The following is a 22,745-nucleotide window of genomic DNA, read 5'->3' as shown; positions in this document are numbered from 1 at the left end:
GCCCGGAGGCACGATCTGCGGAGCCCTACCCCCGGGCCCACCACCACTCGGCGAGCGGCCACCAGGCAGCCTGGCCCGCGACACCCCGCGCCTCGGCCAGACTCAGCCAGCGCGCCTCGAGCACCTCGACCCCGTCCGGCCGCAGCGGGACCGGGGAGGGCAGCGTGGCGGCATACACCTGCACGTAGTTGTCGCCGTCGTCCCAGGTGCCGCGGCCGTGCCCGGCCGCGATCGTGATGCGCTGGTAGCCCACGGGCACCAGCACCTCCGGGTCGAGCCGCAGCCCGATCTCCTCGGCGACCTCGCGCACGGCCGTCGCCCGCACCGATCCGTCGGTGGTCTCCCGCTTGCCCCCGGGGGCGCCCCAGCCCTCCCGCGAGGCGTTGCGCACGAGGACCATGCGCGGCTGCGGCTCCGTCGAGGCGATGAGCACCACCGCGGCCCCGGCGCCGCGCCGCTCGTGCGGCGAGCCGACGACCTCGAGCACGTGCGGTCCCGGCACGACCTGGGGCAGCCCGTCGACGACGCGCGCCAGCGGCCGCTCGCCCCGCCGCTTGCGGAAGCGCAGGCCGCTCGCCCGCAGCCGCCGTGCCAGCTCTCCCCCGCTCACCTCGACCGCGCCCGCGGCGACGACGTCGGCATACCGCTCCTGGGGGATGTCGTAGTGGTCGCCCTCGAAGGAGCGCCGGGGTATGCCCGCCCGCCCGGCGAAGGCGTGCAGCTCCTCCAGCGAGGTGTCGCTCGCGAGGTGGGACCAGAGCCTCTCGTGCGCCCGCCACAGTGGCGGGTCGACGAGGACGGTCATGCCCGTGACCCTACCTGTGGACAACTTCTGCGGCAGACCGGCGAGTGCGCCTAGCGTCGGGGGCACGAGGTGGCCGCCCGGCCACCATCACGAGGGAGGGAACCCCATGAGCAACACGTTCGCCGTCGACACGGCACGGATCGCCGCCGCCTCCGGCGACATCGAGCGGATCGCCACGAGCATCGAGGGCGAGGTGCGCTCGATGATGGCCAAGCTCAACGCGCTGCAGGACTGCTGGCGGGGGTCGGCGGCCGGCAGCTTCCACGCCGTCACCCAGGACTGGAGCGCCACCCAGGAGAAGGTGCGCACCTCGCTGCAGCAGATCTCCACCACGCTGCGCACGGCCGGCCAGGACTACGAGCTGGTCGAGCAGACCAACCGCACCCGCTTCACCCCGCAGTGATCCCTGCGGGGCACGGTTGTCCGGGTCGAGCGACCTACCCCTGAGTGACGGCACCGCCGCGCGCCCTGGCAGGCGTCGCGGGCGACGGGGTCCCCAGCCCCGGCCGTCGCGAGCTCCCCGGCACAGGCCGACGGGCGGCCCCTCCGCAGTGGAGGGACCGCCCGTCGGTGGTGGTTCGCCCGCGAGGAACGCGGGCGCGCCTAGCGTCTGATCACGGGATCGATCAGAAGTCCATGCCACCCATGCCGCCGTCGGCGCCAGCGGGCATGGCCGGGGTCTTCTCCGGCTTGTCGGCGATGACCGCCTCGGTGGTGAGGAAGAGCGCGGCGATGGAGGCGGCGTTCTGCAGGGCAGAACGGGTCACCTTCACCGGGTCGGCGACGCCGAACCCGAGCATGTCGCCGTACTCACCGGTCGCGGCGTTGAGGCCCTCGCCCGGGGTGAGGCCGCGGACCTTCTCCGCCACGACGCCGCCCTCGAGACCGGCGTTGACCGCGATCTGCTTGAGCGGGGCCTCGATGGCCACCTTGACGATGTTGGCGCCGGTGGCCTCGTCACCGCTGACGGACAGGCCGTCGAAGGCGCGGGTCGCCTGGATGAGGGCGACGCCACCACCGGCGACGATGCCCTCCTCGACGGCGGCCTTCGCGTTGCGGACGGCGTCCTCGATGCGGTGCTTGCGCTCCTTGAGCTCGACCTCGGTCGCCGCGCCCGCCTTGATGACGGCCACGCCGCCGGCCAGCTTGGCCAGCCGCTCCTGCAGCTTCTCGCGGTCGTAGTCGGAGTCGGAGTTGTCGATCTCGGTGCGGATCTGGGAGACCCGGCCGGCGATCTGCTCGGCGTCGCCGCCGCCCTCGACGATGGTGGTCTCGTCCTTGGTGACGACGACCTTGCGGGCGGTGCCCAGCATGTCGAGCTCGGCGTTCTCCAGCTTGAGGCCGACCTCCTCGGAGATGACCTGGCCACCGGTGAGGATGGCGATGTCGGCCAGCATGGCCTTGCGCCGGTCACCGAAGCCCGGGGCCTTGACGGCGACGGACTTGAAGTTGCCGCGGATCTTGTTGACGACCAGGGTCGCCAGACCCTCGCCCTCGACGTCCTCGGCGATGATCATCAGCGGCTTGCCGGACTGCATGACCTTCTCCAGGAGCGGCAGCAGGTCCTTGACCGAGGAGATCTTGGAGTTGACGACGAGCACGTAGGCGTCCTCGAGGACGGCCTCCATGCGCTCGGTGTCGGTGACGAAGTAGGGGCTGATGTAGCCCTTGTCGAAGCGCATACCCTCGGTGAGCTCCAGCTCCAGCCCGAAGGTGTTGGACTCCTCGACGGTGATGACACCCTCGTTGCCGACCTTGTCCATGGCCTCGGCGATCATGCCGCCGATCTCGGTGTCGGCCGCGGAGATGCTCGCGGACTGCGCGATCTGCTCCTTGGTCTCCACCGGCTTGGCCATGGCCAGCAGGTCGTCGTTGACCGCCTGCACGGCGACCTCGATGCCCCGCTTGAGGGCCATGGGGTTGGCGCCCGCGGCGACGTTGCGCAGGCCCTCCTTGACCATGGCCTGGGCCAGCACGGTCGCCGTCGTCGTGCCGTCACCGGCGACGTCGTCGGTCTTCTTGGCGACCTCCTTGACCAGCTCGGCGCCGATCTTCTCGTAGGGGTCCTCGAGCTCGATCTCCTTGGCGATGCTCACACCGTCGTTGGTGATCGTGGGGGCGCCCCACTTCTTCTCGAGCACGACGTTGCGGCCCTTGGGGCCGAGGGTCACCTTCACGGCGTCGGCAAGGGTGTTCATACCCTTCTCGAGCCCGCGGCGAGCCTCCTCGTCGAAAGCAATGGTCTTGGCCATCTGAGCTGCTTCCTCCACATGCGGATGGACGGGTGACCGGGTGCCGCCCGCGACGGACGAGCCGGAGGCGCGGGGATCAGGTCTCCCCGGCTCCCGACCCTCGGCAGGCCGGTCGGATTATCACTCTCGTCATGAGAGTGCTAGGTCCATGATGAGCACTCGGGGCCTCCGAGTGCAAATGCCGCGCCCCCCGGGGTATGCCCCGCGCCGCCTCAGTGCCGCAGCTCGAGCGCGCGCACGGCGGCCAGCCGCAGCGTGTCCTCGGTGAGGCCCAGGCCGCGACCGGCGTTGGCCAGCGAGTCCACCCCGGCGATGCCGGTGCCCAGCACCTCGGTGAAGCGCTCGGCCATGGTCGCCAGCTGCTCGGCCTGCGTCTCGACGAAGGTGCGGTCGACGACGTGCCCGTGCCCGGGGACCCAGCTGTCGGCGAGCACACCGCTGGGCCGCTCCAGCAGCGAGCGCAGCGTCGGCGCCCACTCCATCGGGAAGGCGTCCTCCATCGCCGGGTCGGCGCCCTCCTCGACGAGGTCGCCGACGAAGACGACCCCGGCGTCGGGCACCCCGACCGCCAGGTCGTGGTCGGTGTGGCCGCGGCCGGCATACTGCAGCTCCACGGTGCGGCCGCCCAGGTCGAGCTCGGTGTCCTGCTCGACGAGGTAGAACGGCAGCACGATCTCGGTCTCCTCGACCTGCTCGGCCAGGTGCTCGCGGTCGGTCGCGCGCAGGTGGTCGACGACCTGCTGCCGCTGGTGCTCGCCGGTGCGGCGCAGCCCCTCGGCGGCGCCGGGGTGGGCGTAGATCTGGGAGTCGCGGAAGGCCGCGTTGCCGAAGCAGTGGTCGTAGTGCGCGTGGGTGTTGACGACGACGAGCTCGGTGCCGGTGATCTCGCGGACCGCCTCGAGCAGCTCGCGGCCATGCGCGTGGAAGCTGCGGGTGTCGATGACGAGGGAACGCTCCTCGCCCACGACCAGACCGCAGTTGAGCTTGAGCTCGTCGTGCCGACGGACGTGGACCCCCGGAGCCACTTCTCGCCAGGTCGCCTCACTCATGCCGGTCCAGTCTACGGGCTGCGCGGGGGTGCCCACCCCGTCCCGACCGCCGGCGTGCTGACGCGCGGCGGCAGTTCAGCAGGCGAGGCGGACCCGGGCTTGCCAGGGTGGGCAGCGTCAACGCCGACACGACCTCGCCCAGCGGAGGCCCCATGACGTTCCCGACCCGGATCCTGCTCGCGACGGACGGCTCGCCCAGCGCGGCCCTGGCCCGTGACCGCGTCATCGACCTGGTGCGGCACACCGAGGCCGAGGTGCACGTGGTGCACGTCGCCCTCGTCTCGCCATGGACCAACCCCAGCCCCCTCAGCCCGTCCCTGCGCGAACGCATCGAGGCCGAGGCGAGACCGGTGCTGGCCGACACGGTCTCCCAGCTCGAGGGCGCGCACGTCGGGGTCGGCGGCAGCCACCTGCGGACCGGCCGTGCCACCGACGAGATCCTGCGACTGCGCGACGAGATCGACGCCGACCTCATCGTCATCGGCAGCCGCGGGCAGAACGCCTTCGTGCGCGTGCTGCTCGGCAACGATGCCGAGGGGATCGTCCGCCACGCACCCTGCGCGGTGCTCGTCGTCCGCACCGAGGAGGGCGCGCGATGACGGCCGACGTCATGCTCCCGCTCGCGGACAGCGGCGGACAGGGTATGCCCGACTTCACCGTCCGCGCGCTCGACCTGTCGGTGATCATCGGCTACCTCGTGCTCAGCCGGATCATCCCGCTCGTCGTGGGGTCGCGGATGCAGAAGAAGGCGCACGCCGAGGCGAAGGCCAGCGGCGGCAAGGACAGCGACGCCTCCGAGGACTACTTCCTCGGCGGCCGCAACTTCATCTGGCCCTTCGTCGGGCTCTCGCTCGTCGCGACGAACATGTCCGGCGCCACCTTCGTCGGGCTCGCCGGCGGTGCCTACGAGCAGGGCATCTCGATCTTCGCCTACGAGTGGATGTCGGCGGTCATCCTCGTCGTCTTCATCTTCTTCATCCTGCCGTTCTACCTGCGCTCCAAGGTGTTCACGCTGCCGGAGTTCCTCGAGCAGCGCTACGACCGGCGGGCGCGCATGGCCTTCGCGGGCTTCAACCTCTTCGCCAACATGTTCATCGACATGGCGGCCGCCCTCTTCGCCGGGGCCGTCGTGGTCAAGGTCCTCTACCCCGACATCCCCATGATCGTCTCGGTCGCGGTGCTCGCGATCCTGGCCGCGATCTACACCGTCATCGGCGGCCTGGGCGCGGTCATGGTCAGCGACTCGATCCAGGCCACGATCACCCTGCTCGGCGGGGTCATCGTGCTCATCGCGACCTTCAACGCGATCGAGTCGTGGGACTCCATGGCGCAGGTCGCCGGCGACGAGAAGATGAGCCTCATCCTGCCGGCGGACCACCCCGACCTGCCCTGGCCGGGGCTGCTCACCGGCGTCCTCGTCGTCGGGCTCTACTACTGGACCACCAACCAGCTCGTGGTGCAGCGCACCCTCGGGGCCAGGTCGCTGGACCACGGCCGCTGGGGCTCGCTGCTGGCCGGCTTCATCAAGCTGGCCTTCCTCTTCCTCTTCATCTTCCCGGGGGTGATGGCGCTCTCGCTCTACCCGAACCTGGAGAACCCGGACACGGTCTTCCCGACGCTGGTCTTCGACCTGCTGCCGGTCGGCCTGCGTGGGCTCATCCTCGCCGCGGTCATCGCCGCGATCACCTCGACGGTCGACTCGATCCTCAACTCGGCCTCGACCATCGTCACGATGGACTTCGTCAAGACGCTGCGGCCGGACACCTCGCAGCGGGGCCTGGTCTTCAGCGGGCGGGTCGCGACCGTCGTGGCGCTCGTCGTCGCGATCCTGTGGGCACCGTTCATCGCCCAGTTCGACACGCTCTACAACTACCTGCAGTCGGTGCTGTCCTTCCTCGTGCCACCGGTGGTCGCGGTCTTCCTCGTGGGGATCGCCTCCAAGCGGATCAGCGCCACCGCGGCCTTCCTCACCCTGGTGATCATGCAGCCGCTCGGGCTGCTGATGTTCATCTTCACGCAGGTGCTGCCGGAGGAGCCGTCCATCCAGTTCCTCTACGCCGCGGGCATCAGCACGGGGCTCTCGGTCCTGCTGCTCGTCGTCGTCAGCCTGCTCGGGCCCTCGCCGGACGAGTCGAAGACGGCCGAGCTCACCTGGAAGTCGGAGTACTGGACCGAGGAGTCGCAGGCGCTGCGGGGCACGGCGGCCTGGGCGAACTACCGGGTGCTCTCGGTCGTCCTGCTCCTCGCCACCGCCGTCATCGTCGTCGTCTGGGCCTGACCCGGACCTCCGGTCCGGCGGCTCAGCTGAGCCCCGTGATCGTGCCGTCCTCCGCGATGTCCATGCCGAGCGCCGCGGGGACCTTGGGCAGTCCCGGCATCCGCATGATGTCGCCGGTGAGGGCGACGACGAAGCCGGCGCCGGCGTTGACGACGAGCTCGCGCACGGTGATGGTGAAGCCGCGCGGCGCCCCGAGCAGCGTCGGGTCGTCGGAGAAGGAGGACTGGGTCTTGGCCATGCAGACCGGCAGCTCGCCGTAGCCCGCCTCCGTCAGCTCGGAGAGCTGGGTGCGGGCGGTGGGCGCGAAGTCCACCCCGTCGGCGCGGTAGATCTGCGTGGCGATCGTCTCGATCTTCTCCCGCAGACCGGTGCCCTCGGCATACAGCGGGGCGTAGTCGCTGCCCCGCTCGCACAGCTCGACGACCGCTCGGGCGAGGTCCTCCCCACCCTCGCCGCCCCGGGTGAAGACTTCCGAGAGCGCCACGTCGACGCCGAGCTGGCCGCAGCGCTCGCGCACCAGGTCGAGCTCGGCGTCGGTGTCGCTCGGGAAGCGATTGAGGGCGACGACGACGGGCACGCCGAACTTCGCGAGGTTCTCCAGGTGCTGCTCGAGGTTGACCAGCCCCGCGCCGAGCGCCTCGACGTCCTCGGTGCCGAGCTCGGACTTCTGCGCCCCGCCGTTGAGCTTGAGCGCGCGGACGGTCGCGACGATGACCGCGGCGTCGGGGCGCAGGCCGCCCGCCGGGGCGACGATGTCGAAGAACTTCTCGGCGCCCAGGTCGGCCCCGAAGCCGGCCTCGGTGACGACGTAGTCGGCGAGCTTGAGCGCGGTGCGCGTGGCGAGCACCGAGTTGTTGCCGTGCGCGATGTTGGCGAACGGACCGCCGTGGATGATCGCCGGGGTGTTCTCCAGCGTCTGCACGAGGTTGGGCTTGATGGCGTCCTTCATGAGCATCGCCATGGCCCCGGCCGCCTCCAGCTGCCCGGCGGTGACCGGCTCCTTGTCGACGGTGTAGCCCACGACGATGCGGCCGAAGCGCTCCTTGAGGTCCTCGAGGCCGGTCGCCAGGCACAGGGCCGCCATGATCTCGCTGGCCACGGTGATCTCGAAACCGGACTCCCGCACCACCCCGTCACCCTTCTTGCCCATGCCGATGACGATGTTGCGCAGGGCGCGGTCGTTCATGTCGAGCACGCGCTTCCAGGTGATGCGCTTGGGGTCCAGGCGCAGCGGGTTGCCCTGGTGCAGCGAGTTGTCCAGCAGCGCGGCGAGCAGGTTGTGCGCCGAGGTGATGGCGTGGAAGTCACCGGTGAAGTGCAGGTTGATGTCGTCCATCGGGACGACCTGGGCATACCCGCCCCCGGCCGCGCCGCCCTTCATGCCGAAGCAGGGGCCGAGCGAGGGCTCCCGCAGGGTGGTGATGGCCTGCGCGCCGATCCGGTTGAGGGCCATCGAGAGGCCGACGTTGGTCGTGGTCTTGCCCTCTCCAGCCGCGGTCGGGTTGATCGCGGTGACGAGGACGAGCTTGCCGTCCGGCCGGTCCGCGAGGCGGTCGAGCACCTGCAGCGAGATCTTGGCCTTGTCGTGCCCGTAGGGCTCGTACTCCTCCTCGCTCAGCCCGAGCCGCTCCGCGATGTCGGCGATGCGCTCCAGCGTGGCCCCCTGCGCGATCTCAACGTCGGTCAACATCCCTGCCTGCCTCCTTGCAGCCGGTGATCGTCAGCACAAACTACAAGGCCCACCGCCCTGGTGGGCAGTGGGCCTGAGGTATGTCTCGCAGGTCAGCTCTCGATGCCGAGCCGGCGCATCGAGCGCGCCCGCTGCCGCCGCGAACGGTCCCGTCGCAGGCGCTTGATGAGCAGGGGCTTGTAGGCCAGCGCCGCCTCGTCGTCGATGAGCTGGTTGAGCAGCTGGTAGTAGCGCGTCGAGCTCAGGTCGAACAGGTCCTTGATGCCCTGCTCCTTGGAGCCGGCGTAGGTCCAGTGACGGTTCTCGAAGTCGAGGATCTCCTGGTCCCGCTCGGACAGCCCGGGGGGCGGTTCCACCTGCTGCACGCTCCTGGCAGCGCCCATGGATGAAGTCCTCTCGTCACAACGCTCGATCTGGCCGGATCAGCCACCAGTCTAGGGCACCCGACTTACAGCCGTGTCATTTCCCCGGCGCGCGTCCCGAGCACGCATCAGCCGCGGGCGACGGCGCGAGGCGGTGGGCATACCCTGGCGTCGTGACCCCCACCCCCCTGCGCGACCTCGTGCACCCCAGCTGGGCTGACGCCCTGGCGCCCGCCGAGGAGACCGTCGCCGAGCTGGGCGAGTTCCTGCGCGGGGAGGTGGCGGCCGGCCGCGGTTATCTGCCCGGCGGTGACCACGTGCTGCGCGTCTTCACCCGGCCGCTCGACGACGTGCGCGTGCTCATCGTGGGGCAGGACCCCTACCCCACGCCCGGGCACGCCATCGGCCTCAGCTTCTCCGTGGCGCCCGACGTCTCCCCCGTGCCGCGCAGCCTGCAGAACATCTACACCGAGCTGGTCGACGACCTGGGTGTGCCCCGCCCCACCAGCGGCGACCTGTCGCCGTGGGCGGACGCCGGGGTCATGCTGCTCAACCGGGTGCTCACCGTGCGCCCGGGCACGCCGGCCAGCCACCGCGGCCAGGGCTGGGAGCAGGTCACCGACCTCGCGATCGACGCGCTCGTGCGCCGCGGCGGGCCGCTCGTGGCGATCCTGTGGGGCCGGGACGCGCGCAACCTCGCTCCCCGGCTCGGGGACGTCCCCCGGGTCGAGAGCGCCCACCCGTCACCGCTCTCGGCGCGGGGCGGCTTCTTCGGCAGCCGGCCGTTCAGCCGGGCCGACGAGCTGCTCCGCCAGCAGGGCGGCGAGGCGATCGACTGGAGGCTGCCGTGAGCGGGTCCGCACCGTCCGAGCACCCGCTGCGGCTGGTCCACGGCGACTCCGGCCCGAGCGTGCACGGGCAGGCCGGGAGCATCCGCCCCGTCCCGCGCGCCTGGAGCAGCTACGTCGCGATCGGCGACTCCTTCACCGAGGGCATGAGCGACCCCGACCCGGACACGCCGGGCGCCTACGTCGGCTGGGCCGACCGGCTCGCCGCCCTGCTCTCGGCGCACGTCGACGACTTCTCCTACGCCAACCTCGCGGTGCGGGGCCGCAAGCTCGCTGACGTGGCTGGCCCACAGCTCGACGCCGCGCTCGCGCTGCAGCCCGACCTGCTGAGCATCGTCGGCGGCGGCAACGACATCCTGCGCCCCAAGGCCGACATCGACGGCCTCGCCGCGCAGCTCGACGCGGCCGTCGCCCGGGCGCGTGCCACCGGCGCCGACGTGCTCATGGCGACCCCCACCGACCCGGCCGGGGCGCCGATCATCGGGCGGACGCGGGGGCGGGCGGCGGCATACATCGCGCACATCTGGTCCATCGCGCAGCGGCACGGGTGCTACGTGCTCAACCAGTGGGCGTGCGACTTCCTCAAGGACTGGCGGATGTGGGCGCAGGACCGGATCCACATGACGCCCGAGGGGCACCGCCGGATCGCGCTGACCGCCTACGTCGCGCTCGGGCACACCGCGGACGAGGCCGACTGGCGGGCGCCGCTGCCGCCGCAGGCACCGGCCGGGACGGTCGAGACGCTGCGCGGGCACGCGCGGTGGGCGCGGGAGTATGCCGGTCCCTGGGTGCAGCGGCGGCTCACCGGACGGTCCTCGGGGGACCACGTGCTGGCCAAGCGGCCCGAGCTGCGGCCTCTCGGGGAGTGAGGTCGGCCCCGGAGCGGGCTGGTGTTGTGCCGACGCAGCTGCGCGTCTAGGTTGTGATTCATGACGCAGATGCGTGTTTCTGAGGCGGCCGAGCTGCTGGGGGTGTCGACCGACACGGTCCGGCGCGCGATCGAGACCGGCCGGTTGCCGAGCCGCAAGGACGGCAGCGGTCGCGCCGTCGTCGAGGGGGCGGACGTCGCCGCGCTGGCGCAGGAGCAGGCGCACCCGGCCGAGGTCGGCGCGGTGGGCGCCTCCTCGCCCCGCAACCAGCTGCGCGGGGTCGTGACCCGCATCGTCAGCGACAGCGTGATGTCGCAGGTCGACATCCAGGCCGGACCGTTCCGGCTGGTCTCGCTGCTGTCCACGGAGGCGGTGCGCGAGATGGACCTGCAGGTCGGGTCGGTCGCGATCGCGACGGTCAAGGCGACCAACGTCAGCGTCGGGGTGCCTGCGTGAACGGGTCGGCCGGGCGCCGCGCCGCAGCCCTCGCGCTCCTGCCGGCGCTCGCGCTCGCCGGCTGTGCGGCCGGCGAGGACAGCGCCGGCGAGCCCGCGGAGACGCTGACCCTGACCGTGCTCGCCGCGGCCTCACTGACCGACGTGCTCGAGCCGGTCGCCGACGGCTTCGAGGGCGACCACCCGGGGGTCGACGTCGAGCTGAGCTTCGCGGCGAGCTCGACCGTCGTGCAGCAGGTCAACGAGGGAGCCGGCGCCGACGTCGTCGCGCTGGCGGGCGAGGCCTCGCTGGAGCCGCTGGCCGCCGAGCACCGGCACGGCGACGTCGTGCTCTTCGCCACCAACCAGCTGGAGATCGCGGTGCCCGTCGACAACACGGCGGGCATCGAGGACCTCGACGACCTCACGGGGTCCGACCTCACCGTGGTCGCCTGCGCCGAGCAGGTGCCGTGCGGCCAGGCGGCCGCCACCCTGCTCGAGGAGCAGGGCCTCGACGTCCAGATCGCCTCCTACGAGCCGGACGTCCGGGCGACGCTCACCAAGGTCGAGCTGGGCGAGGCCGACGCCGGCCTGGTCTACCGCACCGACGTGACCTCCGCGGAGGACCGGGTCGCGGGCGTCGAGATCCCCGCGGAGCGCAACGTCGTCAACCGCTATCCCGCCGTCGCCGTCTCCGAGCAGGAGCTGGCGCAGGACTTCGTCGACGACCTCCTGTCCGACACCGTCCAGCGGACCCTCACCGACGCCGGCTTCGGCGCCGCGCCCACCGACCCGTGACGGCGACGACCACCCGCCGCCCGCCGACCGGACCCGCCGCCGCCCCGGCGCGCCGCCGCGGGGCCTGGTCGCTGCGCATACCCGCCGGTCTCGGGCTGGCGTTCATCGTCCTCCCGCTGCTGGCGCTGCTCCTGCGCACCGACTGGGCCGACCTGACCACCCACCTGTCGGCGCCGGTCGTCGGGCAGTCGCTGCGGCTGTCGGCCGTGACCACGAGCGCCACGATGGTGCTCGTGTGGCTGCTGGGGACGCCGCTGGCCTGGCTGCTGGCCCGGTCGGAGAGCCGTCTCACCGCCTGGGCGCGCGCGCTCGTCACGGTGCCGCTGGTGCTGCCGCCGGTCGTCGGCGGCGTGGCGCTGCTGCTCGCGTGGGGGCGGCGCGGGGTGCTGGGCGGGCCGCTGGAGGCGTGGTTCGGGATCACCGTGCCGTTCACGACGGTCGCGGTCGTCATGGCCGAGCTCTTCGTCGCGCTCCCGTTCTACGTCGTCGCCGTCGAGGGCGCGATGCGGGGCTTGGACCGCCGCTACGACCAGGTCGCGGCCACCCTCGGCGCCGGTCCGCTGCGGACCTTCCTCACCGTGGTCGTCCCGATGGTCCTGCCCGGCATCGCGGCCGGCTCGGCCCTGGCGTGGGCCCGCGCGCTCGGCGAGTTCGGGGCCACCATCACCTTCGCCGGGAGCTTCCCGGGTCGGACCCAGACGGCACCGCTCGGGGTGTATGCCGCGCTCGAGCAGGACCCGCAGGCGGCCATCGCGCTGTCGGTCGTCATGCTCACGATCAGCGTCGTGGTCCTGGGCGCGCTGCGCACCCGGTGGCTGCGGTGAGCGGCGCGCCGGCCGCGACCACGGGCATACCGGCGGCGGTGCTCGACGCCCACGTGGTGGTGGACCGTGGCGAGTTCGTCCTCGACGCCGAGCTGCGGGCGCCGCTGGGCGTGACCGCGCTGCTCGGGCCCAACGGGTCGGGCAAGACGACCGCGCTGCTGGGGCTCGCGGGACTGGTGGGACTCGCGCGGGGCCACGTCCGGCTCGGTGAGGAGCAGTGGGAGGGCGACGCGCGCGGCCGGGCGCCGGAGCAGCGCAGCGTCGGCCTCGTGCTCGCCGAGCCGATGCTCTTCCCGCACCTCACCCTGCTCGACAACGTCGCCTTCGGCCCCCGGGCCCGGGGTATGCCCCGTGCCCGGGCCCGCGAGCGCGCCCGGGAGGAGCTGGGTCGGGTCGGCCTCGCCGACCTGGCGCGACGGCGGCCGGGCGAGGTGTCGAGCGGGCAGGCGCAGCGCGCGGCACTGGCCCGGGCCCTGGCCACGGACCCCGAGCTGCTGCTGCTCGACGAGCCGCTGTCCGCGCTGGACCCCGAGACGCGCTCCCGGACCCGGGCCGACCTGTCCCACCGGCTGCGGGACTACCCCGGCGTCACCGTGCTCACCACGCACGACCCGCTCGACGCGCTGACCCTCGCCGACCAGCTCGTCTTCCTCGAGGGCGGCCGGGTCACCCAGACCGGCACGCCGGGCGAGGTCGTCGGGCGGCCGCGGACGGCATACGTCGCCTCGCTCGTGGGGCTCAACCTGCTCTCCGGGATCCTGGTGCAGAAGGATCCGGGCTGGGCGGTGCGCCTCGCGAGCTCGGAGCTGGCGCTCGCCGACCCCCCGGCCGGCGCCGGTGAGGGCGACGAGGTCTGGGCGACGGTCAACCCCGAGGCCGTGGCGCTGTTCACCGACCGCCCGGAGACCTCGGCCCGCAACCTGTGGCGGCTGACCGTCGACTCGGTGACGGTCACCGGCCAGCGAGCACGCATCCACCTCTCCGGCGAGGTGTCCCTGGTCGCCGAGGTGACCCTCGGCGCCGTCGCCGCCCTCGGCATCACCACCGGCCAGCAGCTCTGGGCCGCGGTCAAGGCGACCGAGATCCACACTTACCCCGCCTGACTCACACCTCCCTCTCTTTCCCGACCGGCCGCACGGTTTGCGTTGACCGACCGCACACTTTGCGCATACCGGCCGCGCGGACAGGCAAACCGTGCGGCCGGTCGAAGCAAACCGTGCGGCCGGTCGAAGCAAACCGTGCGGCCAGTCGAAGCAAACCGTGCGGCCAGTCGCAACAAATCGCGCGGCCGGTCGACGCAAAGCGTGCGGCCGGTCGGTTAGGGGGTGACGTGGCGTCCACGGTTAGCGTGCGAGGTATGCCGCCCGCCGTCAGTGCGACAACCACTTCTTCCGCGACGCCTACCTCCCCTGCGACCCGCTCGACCCCCCGTTCCCGCGCGACGTCGTCCGTGTCCCGCGTGCTGCCCACGGAGGAGGCGGCGGACCTCCTCGCGCTGGTCCGGGAGCTCGCCGACGAGCAGCTCCTCCCGCAGGTCGACGAGGCCGAGGCGGCCGCCCGGTTCCCGCGCGAGGTCTTCACGATGTTGGGCCGCTCCGGGCTGCTCTCCCTGCCCTACCCCGAGGACTTCGGCGGCGGCGCGCAGCCCTACGAGGTCTACCTCCAGGCGGTCGAGGAGATCGCCCGCGGCTGGATGTCGATCGCGGTCGGCGTCTCGGTCCACTCCCTCACCGCCTTCCCCATGGCGACCTTCGGCACCCCCGAGCAGCAGGAGCGGTGGCTCCACGGCATGCTCTCCGGCGACCAGCTCGGCGCCTACGGCCTGTCCGAGCCGCAGGCCGGCTCCGACGTCGCCTCGATCCGCACCCGTGCCGTCCGCGACGGCGACGACTACGTCCTCACCGGCACCAAGTCCTGGATCAGCCACGCCGGGCACGCCGACTACTACACGATCTTCGCGCGCACCTCCGACGACGGCGGCCGCGGGCTGTCCTGCTTCCACGTCCCGGCCGGGACCGCTGGCCTGGGCTTCGCCGAGCCGGAGCGCAAGATGGGCCTGCACTGCGACACGGTCCGCGAGGTCCTCCTCGACAACGTGCGCGTGCCCGCCTCGCACCGCATCGGCGAGGAGGGGCAGGGTATGCCGATCGCGCTCGCCGCCCTCGACGCCGGCCGGCTGGGGATCGCCGCGGCGGCCACCGGGCTCGCGCAGCGGGCGCTGGAGGTGGCGACGGCATACGCCCAGGAGCGCGAGCAGTTCGGCCGCCCGGTGGCCGACAACCAGGGACTGGCCTTCCTGCTCGCCGACATGGCCGCCGCCGTCGGCTCCGCCCGGGCGAGCTACCTGCACGCGGCACGGCTCAAGGACGCCGGGCAGCCGCACAGCCAGGAGTGCTCGATCGCCAAGCTCGTCGCCACCGACGCCGCGATGCGGGTCACCACCGACGCGGTGCAGGTGCTCGGCGGCTACGGCTACACCACGGACTTCCCGGTCGAGCGCCTCATGCGCGAGGCCAAGGTGACCCAGATCTTCGAGGGCACCAACCAGATCCAGCGGGTCGTCATCTCCCGGCACCTGCTCACGCAGCCCGAAAGGACCTGACATGCAGATCACCGACAGCACCGTCGCCCTCGTCACCGGAGCCGCCAGCGGCCTCGGTGAGCAGAGCGCCCGCCGACTGCTCGACGCGGGCGCCAGGGTCCTGCTCGTCGACCTGCCCGGCGGCCGTGGGGAAGATCTGGCCGAGGAGCTCTCCGGGGAGCACGGCGGGGACCGCGTCGCCTTCGCGCCCGCGGACGTCCGCGACGCCGACCAGGTCGCCGCTGCCGTCCGGGCCGCGACCGACCTCGGCGAACTGCGGATCGTCGTCAACTGCGCCGGCGTCGCCACCCCGGGCCGGATCCTGTCGCGCCGCGGCGTGCACGACCTCGAGGCATACCGCACCGTCGTCGAGATCAACCTCATCGGCACCTTCAACGTCCTGCGCCTCGCGGCCGAGGCGATGGCCGCCAACGAGCCGGACGTCGCCGAGCACGGCGACCGGGGCGTCGTCGTCATGACGGCCAGCGTCGCCGCCTTCGACGGCCAGATCGGGCAGGCGGCCTACGCCAGCTCCAAGGCCGGCGTCGCGGGCCTCACCCTGCCCGCCGCCCGCGACCTCGCGGACAAGGGCATCCGCGTCATGACCATCGCGCCCGGCGTCTTCGAGACGCCGATGATGGCCGGCCTCGGCGACGAGGTGAAGGACTCGCTCGAGGCGATGGTCCCGCACCCCTCGCGGCTCGGGAAGCCGGAGGAGTATGCCGCGCTCGTCGCCCACATCGTGGAGAACCCCATGCTCAACGGCGAGGTCATCCGCCTCGACGGCGCGCTGCGCATGCCCCCGCGCTGAGCCGGCCTGGCCGCCTGCCTCGCGACGCACGGACCGGGCACCTAGGGTCGAGGGATGAGCTACCCCCTCACCAAGACCATGGCGGCGCTGACCGCCGGGTATGCCGTCTTCGCCGCCGTCCGCCCGGGTCACCTGTCCTCCGCGCTCGACGAGAGCGGTGCGGCGGCGCAGGCCACCGACCGGCTGGCGTGGACCTACACCGTGCGCGACCTCAGCACCAGCGCCCTCGCCTTCGTGCCGGGTCTGGCGCCGGTGGCCGGACTGCTGCGGATCACCGGTGATCTGGGGGACGCCGCCATCCTCGGCGCCACCGGGCCGGAGTCCGGGCGGGCCAAGCTCGCCGGCGTCCCGCTGACCTGGGCCGCGCTCAACGCGGCAGCGCTGGTCATCGACCGGCGCTGACGCGCGAACGGCATACCCTCAGCTCTCCCGGCGGGACTCCCGCCAGGTCTTCCACGCCTCGGTCGACCAGAGCGCCCAGGCGACGAGCACCGGCTGGAAGAAGAGCCGGGTGAGCCGTGCCTGGTCGGTGTCGAGGCCGAAGCCGTCCTTGCCCTCGACGTACTGGGCGATGTTGCCCGGGAAGATCGCGACGAAGAAGGCGCCGGCGGCCCACCCGACCGGCACCTTCCACCGCGGCAGCGCGACCAGCGCCGCCCCGAGCCCGACCTCGGCGATGCCGGACAGCACGACGACGAGGTCCGGGTCGAGCGGCACCCAGGAGGGCACCTGCGCCTGGAACTCCTCGCGCGCCACCGTCAGGTGCGAGGTCCCGGTGAAGATCAAGGTCCCGCCGAGCGCGATCCGGCCGACGGTCCGCGCGATGCTCCCGAAGCTCATGCGCCGAGCCTAGGTCGGGGCACCGACAGACGCCTGCCCGGGTCGCTCAGGGCAGGAAGATCCCGTTGCCCGGCCCGAGCGGCAGGTCGAGGAAGTACCAGACCGCGACCAGCCCGGCCCAGGACAGCCAGAACGGGATGACGAAGACGATGAGCCGGGAGATGACCGTGCCCAGGCCGGCGTCCGGCTCGTAGCGCCGCAGCAGCCCCAGGATGACGATCATGTAGGGGTTGAGCGGGGTGATGATCTGGGTGGCCGAGTCACCGACGCGGAAGGCCGCCTGGGTGAAGGCCGGCTCCAGCCCGATGAGGGCGAACATCGGCACGAAGACCGCGCCCATGATCGTCCACATCGAGGACCCCGAGACGATGAAGAGGTTGAGGCAGGAGGCGAGCAGGATGAAGCCGATGACAGCCGGGAAGCCGGTCATCCCGGTCGCCTCCAGCCCCGAGGCCCCGCGCACCGCGATCCACGAGCCGATACCGGTCCAGCTGAAGAGCGCGATGAACTGACCCAGGATGAAGGCCAGCACGAGAAAGCTCATCATGTCGTTGAGCGCCGAGCCCATCATCCGCACGACGTCGTTCATCCCCGTCACCGTGCCTACGACGGCGCCGTAGACCACGCCCATCGTCGCGAAGTAGGCGAAGACGATGAAGACGATCGAGTCCAGCAGCGGCGAGGACGGCAGGAAGCCACCCTCCTCGTTGCGCCACGGCGAGGCGGGCACGAGCACCGCCACGAGCAGGATCGCGGTGAGTATGCCCGCGGCCGCCAGCGAGCGCCACAGCCCCTGCTCCTCCTTGGCGCTGAGCTCGGCCGAGATCTCCTCCCCGGGCTCCAGGTCGTCCGGGTCCTCGGCCTCGACGGCCTCGCTGCGTCGCCCGGAGCGCGCGGAGCGCTCGTCCGGGGTCGCCTCGCCCGCTCCGCCGGCGCCGTCCTCGCCCTCCTGCACCTGCTCGCGGGTGACGCCCTGCTTCTCCATCCGCGGCTCGAGTATCCGGTCGATGATGAAGCCGCAGACGATGCCCAGCAGCAGCGCGGCGACGATGTTGAAGTAGTAGTTGGAGATGGGGTTGACCGGGCTGGTCTCGATGCCCGGCAGCGCCTCCATGACCCCGGTCGTGATGCCGGCGAAGAGCGCGTCCAGCGAGGTCGGCACCAGCGCGGTCGAGTAGCCCGCGCCCACCGCCGCGAAGCCGCCGAGCAGGCCCGCCACGGGGTGCCGCCCCGCGGCCCGGAAGACGAGCGCGGCCAGCGGCGGGATGACGACGAAGGCCGAGTCGGCCATGACCGAGCCGGTCACGCCGACCAGGCCGACGACATACGGCAGCATCCAGCGCGGCGCCGAGCCGAAGGTCTTGCGCACGACCGCCGCGAGCATCCCCGTCTTCTCCGCGATGCCGACCGCGAGCAGGATCGTGATGACCGTCTTCAGCGGCGGGAACTCGACGTAGTTGGTCCCCAGGTTGCTGGTGAACCACGCCATGCCCTCGCCGGTGAAGAGCCCGCGGATCTCGATCGGCCCGTCCTCGGTGCCGGGCACGGTCACCGATACGTCGGCGAGCGCCATCGCGGTGGAGACCGCCCCGGTGAGCAGGAAGAGGATGACGAAGAGGGTGAACGGCTCGGGGAGCTTGTTGCCCCACCGCTCGATCGTGGTGAGCAGCCGGTCGCCGAGGCCGCGGCGCTCCTGGGTGGTGGCGGTCATGGGTTCCCTCCGGTATGTCGTCGGCCGGGTGGCGCGGCGAGGATCAGTCGAAGTAGGTGGCCGGGTCGAGGGCGCCTCCGGCCGCCTCGAACTCCTCCCGCGCGGCCCGCGCGAGCTCGTCGTCGGCGAGGAAGTCCCACGCCGTGTGGGCGAGCCCGACCGCGCCGTCCACGGCGGCCTTCTCGGCCGCCTCGGTGGCCGCGGCGGCGGCGAACTCCTCGGTGTGCAGCGCGGCGTCCGGGCCGGCGATGGCGATCATCGGGTGGATGCCCGGGACCCGGACGCTGACGTTGCCGAAGTCGGTGGAGCCCGCGAGCACGTCCGGCACGGTCCCGGCGGGCAGCACCGGCCGGCCCCGCTCCCCCAGGCTCCTGACCCAGCGCCCGCCGAGCGCCGCGTTGCCGCGCACCGGCAGGGAGGGCGGGTAGTGGTCCCACTCCAGCTCCACTGCGGTGTCGGTCATCATCGCCGCACCGTGCAGGATGCGCTCGACGCGGCCGGAGAGGTCGACGAGCGTCTCCGGGTAGGCGGAGCGGACGTAGAGCTGCATCGTCGCGCTGCCGGTGATGATGGAGGGGCGGGTGCCGCCCTCGGTGATGACGGCGTGCACCCGGTCCGAGGGCGGCATCTGCTGGCGCAGCAGGCCGATGCCCTGGTAGGCGAGCGCCGCGGCGTCGAGGGCGTTGCGGCCCTGGAACGGCTGGGCCGAGGCGTGCGCGGGGTGGCCGGTCCAGGTCGCGCGCAGCAGCCGGCGGCCGATGAAGAGGGTGTCGACGACGTCATACCCGAACGGGTGCGTCATGACGGCGGCGTCCAGCCCCTCCCAGGCGCCGCCGGCGGCCATGACCTCCTTGCCGGTGTGCCCCTCCTCCGCCGGGGTGCCGAGGAAGACGACGCGCCCCTCGACCCCGCTGCTGCCGTCGGCGACGAGGCCGGCGAGCGCGACGAAGGCGCCGACCCCGGTCGCGGCGATGACGTTGTGCCCGCAGGCGTGGCCGATGCCGGGCAGCGCGTCGTACTCGCTGAGCACGGCCACGGTCCGGTGCCGCTCCGGGTCGAAGCCGGGCGTGGCGACCTCGGCGCGCAGCGCGGTCTCGACCCCGTGGGCACCCACCTCGACGGGTATGCCCGTGCGCTCGGTGACGAGCTCGGCGAGCAGGGCGGCCGAGCGGTGCTCCTCGTAGGCCAGCTCGGGGTCGACGTGAAGCTTCCGGACGACGCCGACGAGGTCCTCGCGGCTCTCCTCGACGAGCTCGGTGAGCCGGTCGAGGTCGGCCTGCGGGGCGCCGTCGAAGGGGCTCTCCGGGGGCTCGGCGGCGGCGACCGTGGCGCGGGTCTGCCGCTCGAGCTCGTCGAGGAAGGCGGTCGAGATCGGGGGTGTCTCCTGCTGCATCTGCGACACCCTACTCCGGCTGTAAGCGCTGTAGAACGATTTCGCGGGCAGGGAGTCGACGGGCTGGATCTCGACGCCCAGGACCAGGCAGGCCTTGTCACATGCCACGTCGATTGGGTTCCATGTCTTTCATGGCGGATAAGGCGCGGAGACGGGGAGAGATCCAGCGATCGATCTTCGAGGCACTGCTGGAAGAGTCCGAGGGAATGCCGGTTGGCGAGGTGCTGGCGCGGGCTGAGGAGATCTTGCCGGCCAATCCTTCGGAAGATCAGGACTATGAAGGCAAGCCAGGTGTCCGTCGATATCCGAAGGTGCAGCGCTTCGCCACGATCGCCACCGTCAAGGCGGGCTGGTTGACGAAGGACAACGGCACATGGCGTCTGACCGCAGCCGGCAGGGAGGCGTTCGAGCGACTGCCTGATCCGACGGCCTTCGAGAAGGAAGCTCGCCTCCGGTATCAAGAATGGCGGGCTCAACAGCCGAGCGCTCAGTTCGACTCGGCGGACGACGCGGAGGATGCCGAAGCCGCTCAGCTCGAGAAGAGCGACGAGAAGCGCCGTGCATGGTTGGTGCGCGGGGCGAACGTCGACGGCGTGAACGTGCTGCGGCAGTGGTTCGATGACGGTTTCTGCTCCGTGGGCTGGACCGAGCTGGGTGACATCCCGGCGGGCGTGAAGCGCGCAGATATCGCCGAGGCGGTGCAGAGGGGCTATCCCGATGCCAGTGTGGGAACGCGCCGAGTGATGGTCGGCAACCTGCACCGGTTCCTCAACGAGATCTCGGTCGATGACCTCGTCGTGACTGTCGACGGAGCTGATGTCGTCGTGGGTGAGATCCTCGGTGATGCGATCTACACCGGCGAGCCACTCGTGACGCGGCGAAGGCCGGTGAGCTGGATCAATGCCGACTCACCCTTCGTCAGATCAAGGTTGTCCTCTGACGCTGCCGACGGCCTGCGCGGTCAACTCACCGTCAGTGAGCTCACGTCTCACCTTGATGAGTTCGCCACCCTCGGCGGATTCGAAGACGCCGTCGACCTCCCAGCGCTGGACGTCGCCCTGGACGCCCCCACACAGGCATTGGCGGATTCTCTGCTCCTTCCCCTCGACTGGCTCCACGACACCGTCGACCTGCTCAACGAGAAACGGCAGGTCGTGCTCTACGGACCGCCGGGAACAGGGAAGACCTACCTGGCGATGGAGTTGTGCAAGTCTCTCGTGGAGTCCGCAGGTGGCGAGTACGAGGTCGTCCAGTTCCACCCGTCCTACTCTTATGAGGACTTCTTCGAAGGCCTGCGCCCTAGACTCGACAAGGACAGCGGCGGGAGCATCGCCTTCGACCTCATCCCTGGCCCGCTTCGCCGCATGGCCCAGCGAGCCGCCGACGATCCGAGATCTCCCTTCGTCCTGATCATCGACGAGATCAACCGCGCCAACCTCGCCAAGGTCTTCGGTGAGCTGTACTTCCTGCTGGAGTATCGCGGTACTTCGGTAGCACTCCAGTACTCGGAGGAGCCGTTCTCCTTGCCGCGAAACCTCTTCATCATCGGCACGATGAACACAGCAGACCGCTCTATCGCCCTGGTCGACGCCGCCATGAGACGGCGGTTCTACTTCCAGAGGTTGTTCCCGACCGAGCAGCCCATCAAGGGCATACTCGGAGCATGGCTCGACCGTAAGGGCTTGCCCAATGAGCCCGCGGTATTGCTCGAGGCGCTGAACAACGCGATCGGAGATCCAGACTTCGCCATCGGCCCGTCTTACCTGATGACCACACGGGTCGGCCATGAGGCTGGCCTCGAACGGATCTGGCGCACGGCGATCCTCCCTCTCCTCGAGGAACACTTCTTCGGTGAGGGGCGCGACATCAACGCCGAGTTCGGACTCGCTGGCCTGCGACGCCGCACAGCAGCCCACCCTGCTGAGGTGCCCAGTGAGAGCGAAGAAGCCGACATCCCTCCCGATGCCCAGCTCGACCCCGAGGCATGACACGTCTCGAACTGGAGGCCTGGGGTGCTACCCAAGCGACAGGCCTTGACCAGAGCGATGTCCGAGCGCTCGCCGCGTCGCGTGCCGTCGACGTGTCACCGGGGTGGCAGGCGGGAACGTGGACCGTGCGCGCCAGTTCCTTCGTCGGTGTCCTGCGCGCCGGTGAGACCGAGATCCGCATCCGCCCGAGGATCCCCGTCGCACGCCTTCTGTACTTGCTTGGCTACGCACAGAACCCGAGGGTGTGGACAGAGGATCCTGTCGACCTGGACGACCAACCCGACCTGTGGCCCGCCATGGCGCAGGTCTTCGTCCGCCAGGCAGAGAAAGCCACGGAACGCGGCATCCTTCAGGGGTATCGCACCGAGGAGTCCGCTCTGCCAGTGCTGCGCGGAAGACTTCGTGCTGCGGATCAACTGCGCACACGCGCCGGGATCGCGACCCCTCTCGAACTCCGGTATGACGAGTACGACGTCGACGTACCCGAGAACCAGATCCTGCGTGCAGCAGCGGAGCGACTCCTCAAGTCTCCGGACCACCCGCCGGTCATCGTTCGGCGCCTACGGCATCTGATCAGCAGACTTCACGACGTGGGCCGTCTGGTCCCTGGTCAGCGGCTGCCCCACGTCACCCAGAGCAGGCTCAACCAGCACTACCAGCCAGCGCTGACGCTCGCACGCATGGTGCTGGCCACTCGATCGATCGACATCGCCAACGCCGGCGTGCGCGCCACGGGGTTCCTCGTCAACATGAACACCGCCTTCGAAGACTTCGTCACCACTGCCCTGACACAGGCTTTGCAGACTTCCGGCGGTCGCTGCGCACCGCAGGACCAGAGTCACCCTATGGACGAAGACGGCGCCATCAGGCTGCGCCCCGACCTCGTGTGGTACGCCCCGAGTGGGGCTGTTCGAGCCGTGGTCGACGCCAAGTACAAAGCCGAGTCACCCGCTGGGTTCCCCTACGCGGACCTCTATCAGTTGCTGGCGTACTGCACCGCCACCGCCCTGAGGATCGGTCACCTGGTCTACGCGGAGGGCGACGCGGACCAGTCCCCCGTGATGGTCCGCAATTCCGACATCGTGATCCGGCGCCATGTACTCCAACTGCACCGTCCGGTCCCAGAGCTTCAGGCGCAGGTGGCAACGCTGGCCCGTGACATCGCCCACCAGGGCGACTTTTCGGCGAGGTGAAGCCGCCTGCGTAGAGCGT

Annotated in this window: 22 protein-coding genes; 14 read left to right on the top strand and 8 right to left on the bottom strand. The window is 71.2% G+C overall.

The window, feature by feature from the left end:
* Positions 1–25 precede the first annotated feature (25 nt).
* A complete protein-coding gene (locus tag SGUI_RS13990; RefSeq protein ID WP_066641311.1) occupies positions 26–805 on the bottom strand; it encodes a DUF4031 domain-containing protein in 780 nt (259 codons plus the stop codon).
* A 106-nt stretch (positions 806–911) separates the two neighbouring features.
* Here SGUI_RS13990 and SGUI_RS13985 point away from each other — a divergent pair, with 106 nt between their 5' ends.
* Positions 912–1,208 carry a WXG100 family type VII secretion target gene (locus tag SGUI_RS13985; protein WP_066641309.1) on the top strand — a complete coding sequence of 99 codons (297 nt, stop codon included), beginning with the start codon at positions 912–914 and terminating at the stop codon, positions 1,206–1,208.
* A 223-nt stretch (positions 1,209–1,431) separates the two neighbouring features.
* Here the strand turns inward: SGUI_RS13985 and groL are convergent, their stop codons facing one another.
* Entirely contained in the window at positions 1,432–3,057 is a 1,626-nt protein-coding gene (gene groL, locus SGUI_RS13980; RefSeq protein WP_066641307.1) for a chaperonin GroEL, read from the bottom strand.
* Positions 3,058–3,269: 212 nt separating this feature from the next.
* Positions 3,270–4,106 carry an MBL fold metallo-hydrolase gene (locus tag SGUI_RS13975; RefSeq protein ID WP_066641305.1) on the bottom strand — a complete coding sequence of 279 codons (837 nt, stop codon included), beginning with the start codon at positions 4,104–4,106 and terminating at the stop codon, positions 3,270–3,272.
* Between the two features lie 152 nt (positions 4,107–4,258).
* Between SGUI_RS13975 and SGUI_RS13970 the strand changes: the two genes are divergently transcribed.
* Together SGUI_RS13970 and SGUI_RS13965 are read left to right on the top strand one after the other, a co-directional pair.
* A complete protein-coding gene (locus tag SGUI_RS13970) occupies positions 4,259–4,705 on the top strand; it encodes a universal stress protein (RefSeq protein WP_157621855.1) in 447 nt (148 codons plus the stop codon).
* Positions 4,702–6,384, top strand: a complete 1,683-nt coding sequence (locus SGUI_RS13965; protein WP_066641301.1) for a sodium:solute symporter family transporter — start codon at positions 4,702–4,704, stop codon at positions 6,382–6,384. The genes SGUI_RS13970 and SGUI_RS13965 overlap by 4 nt, the downstream gene beginning before the upstream one ends.
* 22 nt (positions 6,385–6,406) lie before the next feature.
* Here the strand turns inward: SGUI_RS13965 and SGUI_RS13960 are convergent, their stop codons facing one another.
* Positions 6,407–8,074, bottom strand: a complete 1,668-nt coding sequence (locus SGUI_RS13960) for a formate--tetrahydrofolate ligase (RefSeq protein ID WP_066641298.1) — start codon at positions 8,072–8,074, stop codon at positions 6,407–6,409.
* Positions 8,075–8,166: 92 nt separating this feature from the next.
* Positions 8,167–8,457 (bottom strand): DUF3263 domain-containing protein, encoded by a 291-nt coding sequence (locus tag SGUI_RS13955; RefSeq protein WP_066641297.1) that lies wholly within the window; start codon positions 8,455–8,457, stop codon positions 8,167–8,169.
* Between the two features lie 152 nt (positions 8,458–8,609).
* Between SGUI_RS13955 and SGUI_RS13950 the strand changes: the two genes are divergently transcribed.
* The 9 genes from SGUI_RS13950 (at position 8,610) to SGUI_RS13910 (ending at position 16,003) form a co-directional block, all read left to right on the top strand.
* Positions 8,610–9,287 (top strand): uracil-DNA glycosylase, encoded by a 678-nt coding sequence (locus SGUI_RS13950; protein ID WP_066641295.1) that lies wholly within the window; start codon positions 8,610–8,612, stop codon positions 9,285–9,287.
* Positions 9,284–10,153: an SGNH/GDSL hydrolase family protein gene (locus tag SGUI_RS13945; protein WP_418314003.1), complete on the top strand. Its 870-nt coding sequence runs from the start codon at positions 9,284–9,286 to the stop codon at positions 10,151–10,153. The genes SGUI_RS13950 and SGUI_RS13945 overlap by 4 nt, the downstream gene beginning before the upstream one ends.
* A 60-nt stretch (positions 10,154–10,213) precedes the next feature.
* Complete coding sequence (locus SGUI_RS13940; RefSeq protein WP_066641293.1) at positions 10,214–10,609, top strand: TOBE domain-containing protein; 396 nt, start codon at positions 10,214–10,216, stop codon at positions 10,607–10,609.
* Entirely contained in the window at positions 10,606–11,385 is a 780-nt protein-coding gene (gene modA, locus SGUI_RS13935) for a molybdate ABC transporter substrate-binding protein (protein ID WP_066641291.1), read from the top strand. Before SGUI_RS13940 ends, modA begins: the two co-directional genes overlap by 4 nt.
* The gene (locus tag SGUI_RS13930; RefSeq protein ID WP_083190698.1) at positions 11,382–12,209 is read left to right on the top strand and encodes an ABC transporter permease; all 828 of its coding nucleotides are present in this window, start codon (positions 11,382–11,384) and stop codon (positions 12,207–12,209) included. The genes modA and SGUI_RS13930 overlap by 4 nt, the downstream gene beginning before the upstream one ends.
* Complete coding sequence (locus tag SGUI_RS13925) at positions 12,206–13,312, top strand: ABC transporter ATP-binding protein (protein WP_237141370.1); 1,107 nt, start codon at positions 12,206–12,208, stop codon at positions 13,310–13,312. Before SGUI_RS13930 ends, SGUI_RS13925 begins: the two co-directional genes overlap by 4 nt.
* Before the next feature lie 347 nt (positions 13,313–13,659).
* The gene (locus SGUI_RS13920; RefSeq protein WP_066641289.1) at positions 13,660–14,811 is read left to right on the top strand and encodes an acyl-CoA dehydrogenase family protein; all 1,152 of its coding nucleotides are present in this window, start codon (positions 13,660–13,662) and stop codon (positions 14,809–14,811) included.
* A 1-nt stretch (position 14,812) separates the two neighbouring features.
* Complete coding sequence (locus SGUI_RS13915; RefSeq protein ID WP_066641282.1) at positions 14,813–15,601, top strand: 3-hydroxyacyl-CoA dehydrogenase; 789 nt, start codon at positions 14,813–14,815, stop codon at positions 15,599–15,601.
* Positions 15,602–15,655: 54 nt separating this feature from the next.
* Complete coding sequence (locus SGUI_RS13910) at positions 15,656–16,003, top strand: hypothetical protein (RefSeq protein WP_066641280.1); 348 nt, start codon at positions 15,656–15,658, stop codon at positions 16,001–16,003.
* Positions 16,004–16,021: 18 nt separating this feature from the next.
* Here the strand turns inward: SGUI_RS13910 and SGUI_RS13905 are convergent, their stop codons facing one another.
* Genes SGUI_RS13905 through SGUI_RS13895 form a run of 3 tightly spaced genes read right to left on the bottom strand, consistent with a single transcriptional unit; the run spans position 16,022 to position 19,545 of the window.
* Entirely contained in the window at positions 16,022–16,441 is a 420-nt protein-coding gene (locus tag SGUI_RS13905; RefSeq protein WP_066641278.1) for a DoxX family protein, read from the bottom strand.
* 46 nt (positions 16,442–16,487) lie between these two features.
* On the bottom strand, positions 16,488–18,152 hold the full coding sequence (locus SGUI_RS13900) for an AbgT family transporter (protein ID WP_066641275.1): 1,665 nt from the start codon (positions 18,150–18,152) through the stop codon (positions 16,488–16,490).
* A gap of 43 nt (positions 18,153–18,195) precedes the next feature.
* Positions 18,196–19,545, bottom strand: a complete 1,350-nt coding sequence (locus SGUI_RS13895) for an amidohydrolase (protein WP_066641273.1) — start codon at positions 19,543–19,545, stop codon at positions 18,196–18,198.
* A 122-nt stretch (positions 19,546–19,667) separates the two neighbouring features.
* On the opposite strand from SGUI_RS13895, the gene SGUI_RS13890 reads away from it, so the two are divergent.
* Both SGUI_RS13890 and SGUI_RS13885 read left to right on the top strand, forming a co-directional pair.
* Positions 19,668–21,533, top strand: a complete 1,866-nt coding sequence (locus SGUI_RS13890; RefSeq protein ID WP_066641271.1) for an McrB family protein — start codon at positions 19,668–19,670, stop codon at positions 21,531–21,533.
* Positions 21,530–22,726, top strand: a complete 1,197-nt coding sequence (locus tag SGUI_RS13885) for an McrC family protein (RefSeq protein ID WP_066641270.1) — start codon at positions 21,530–21,532, stop codon at positions 22,724–22,726. The genes SGUI_RS13890 and SGUI_RS13885 overlap by 4 nt, the downstream gene beginning before the upstream one ends.
* The last annotated feature ends 19 nt before the right edge of the window (positions 22,727–22,745 follow it).

The sequence above is a fragment of the Serinicoccus hydrothermalis genome (genome assembly GCF_001685415.1).
Lineage (GTDB): Bacteria > Actinomycetota > Actinomycetes > Actinomycetales > Dermatophilaceae > Ornithinicoccus > Ornithinicoccus hydrothermalis.
The sequence above is the reverse complement of the archived record's forward strand: the minus strand, read 5'-3'. Positions and strand labels throughout refer to the sequence as shown.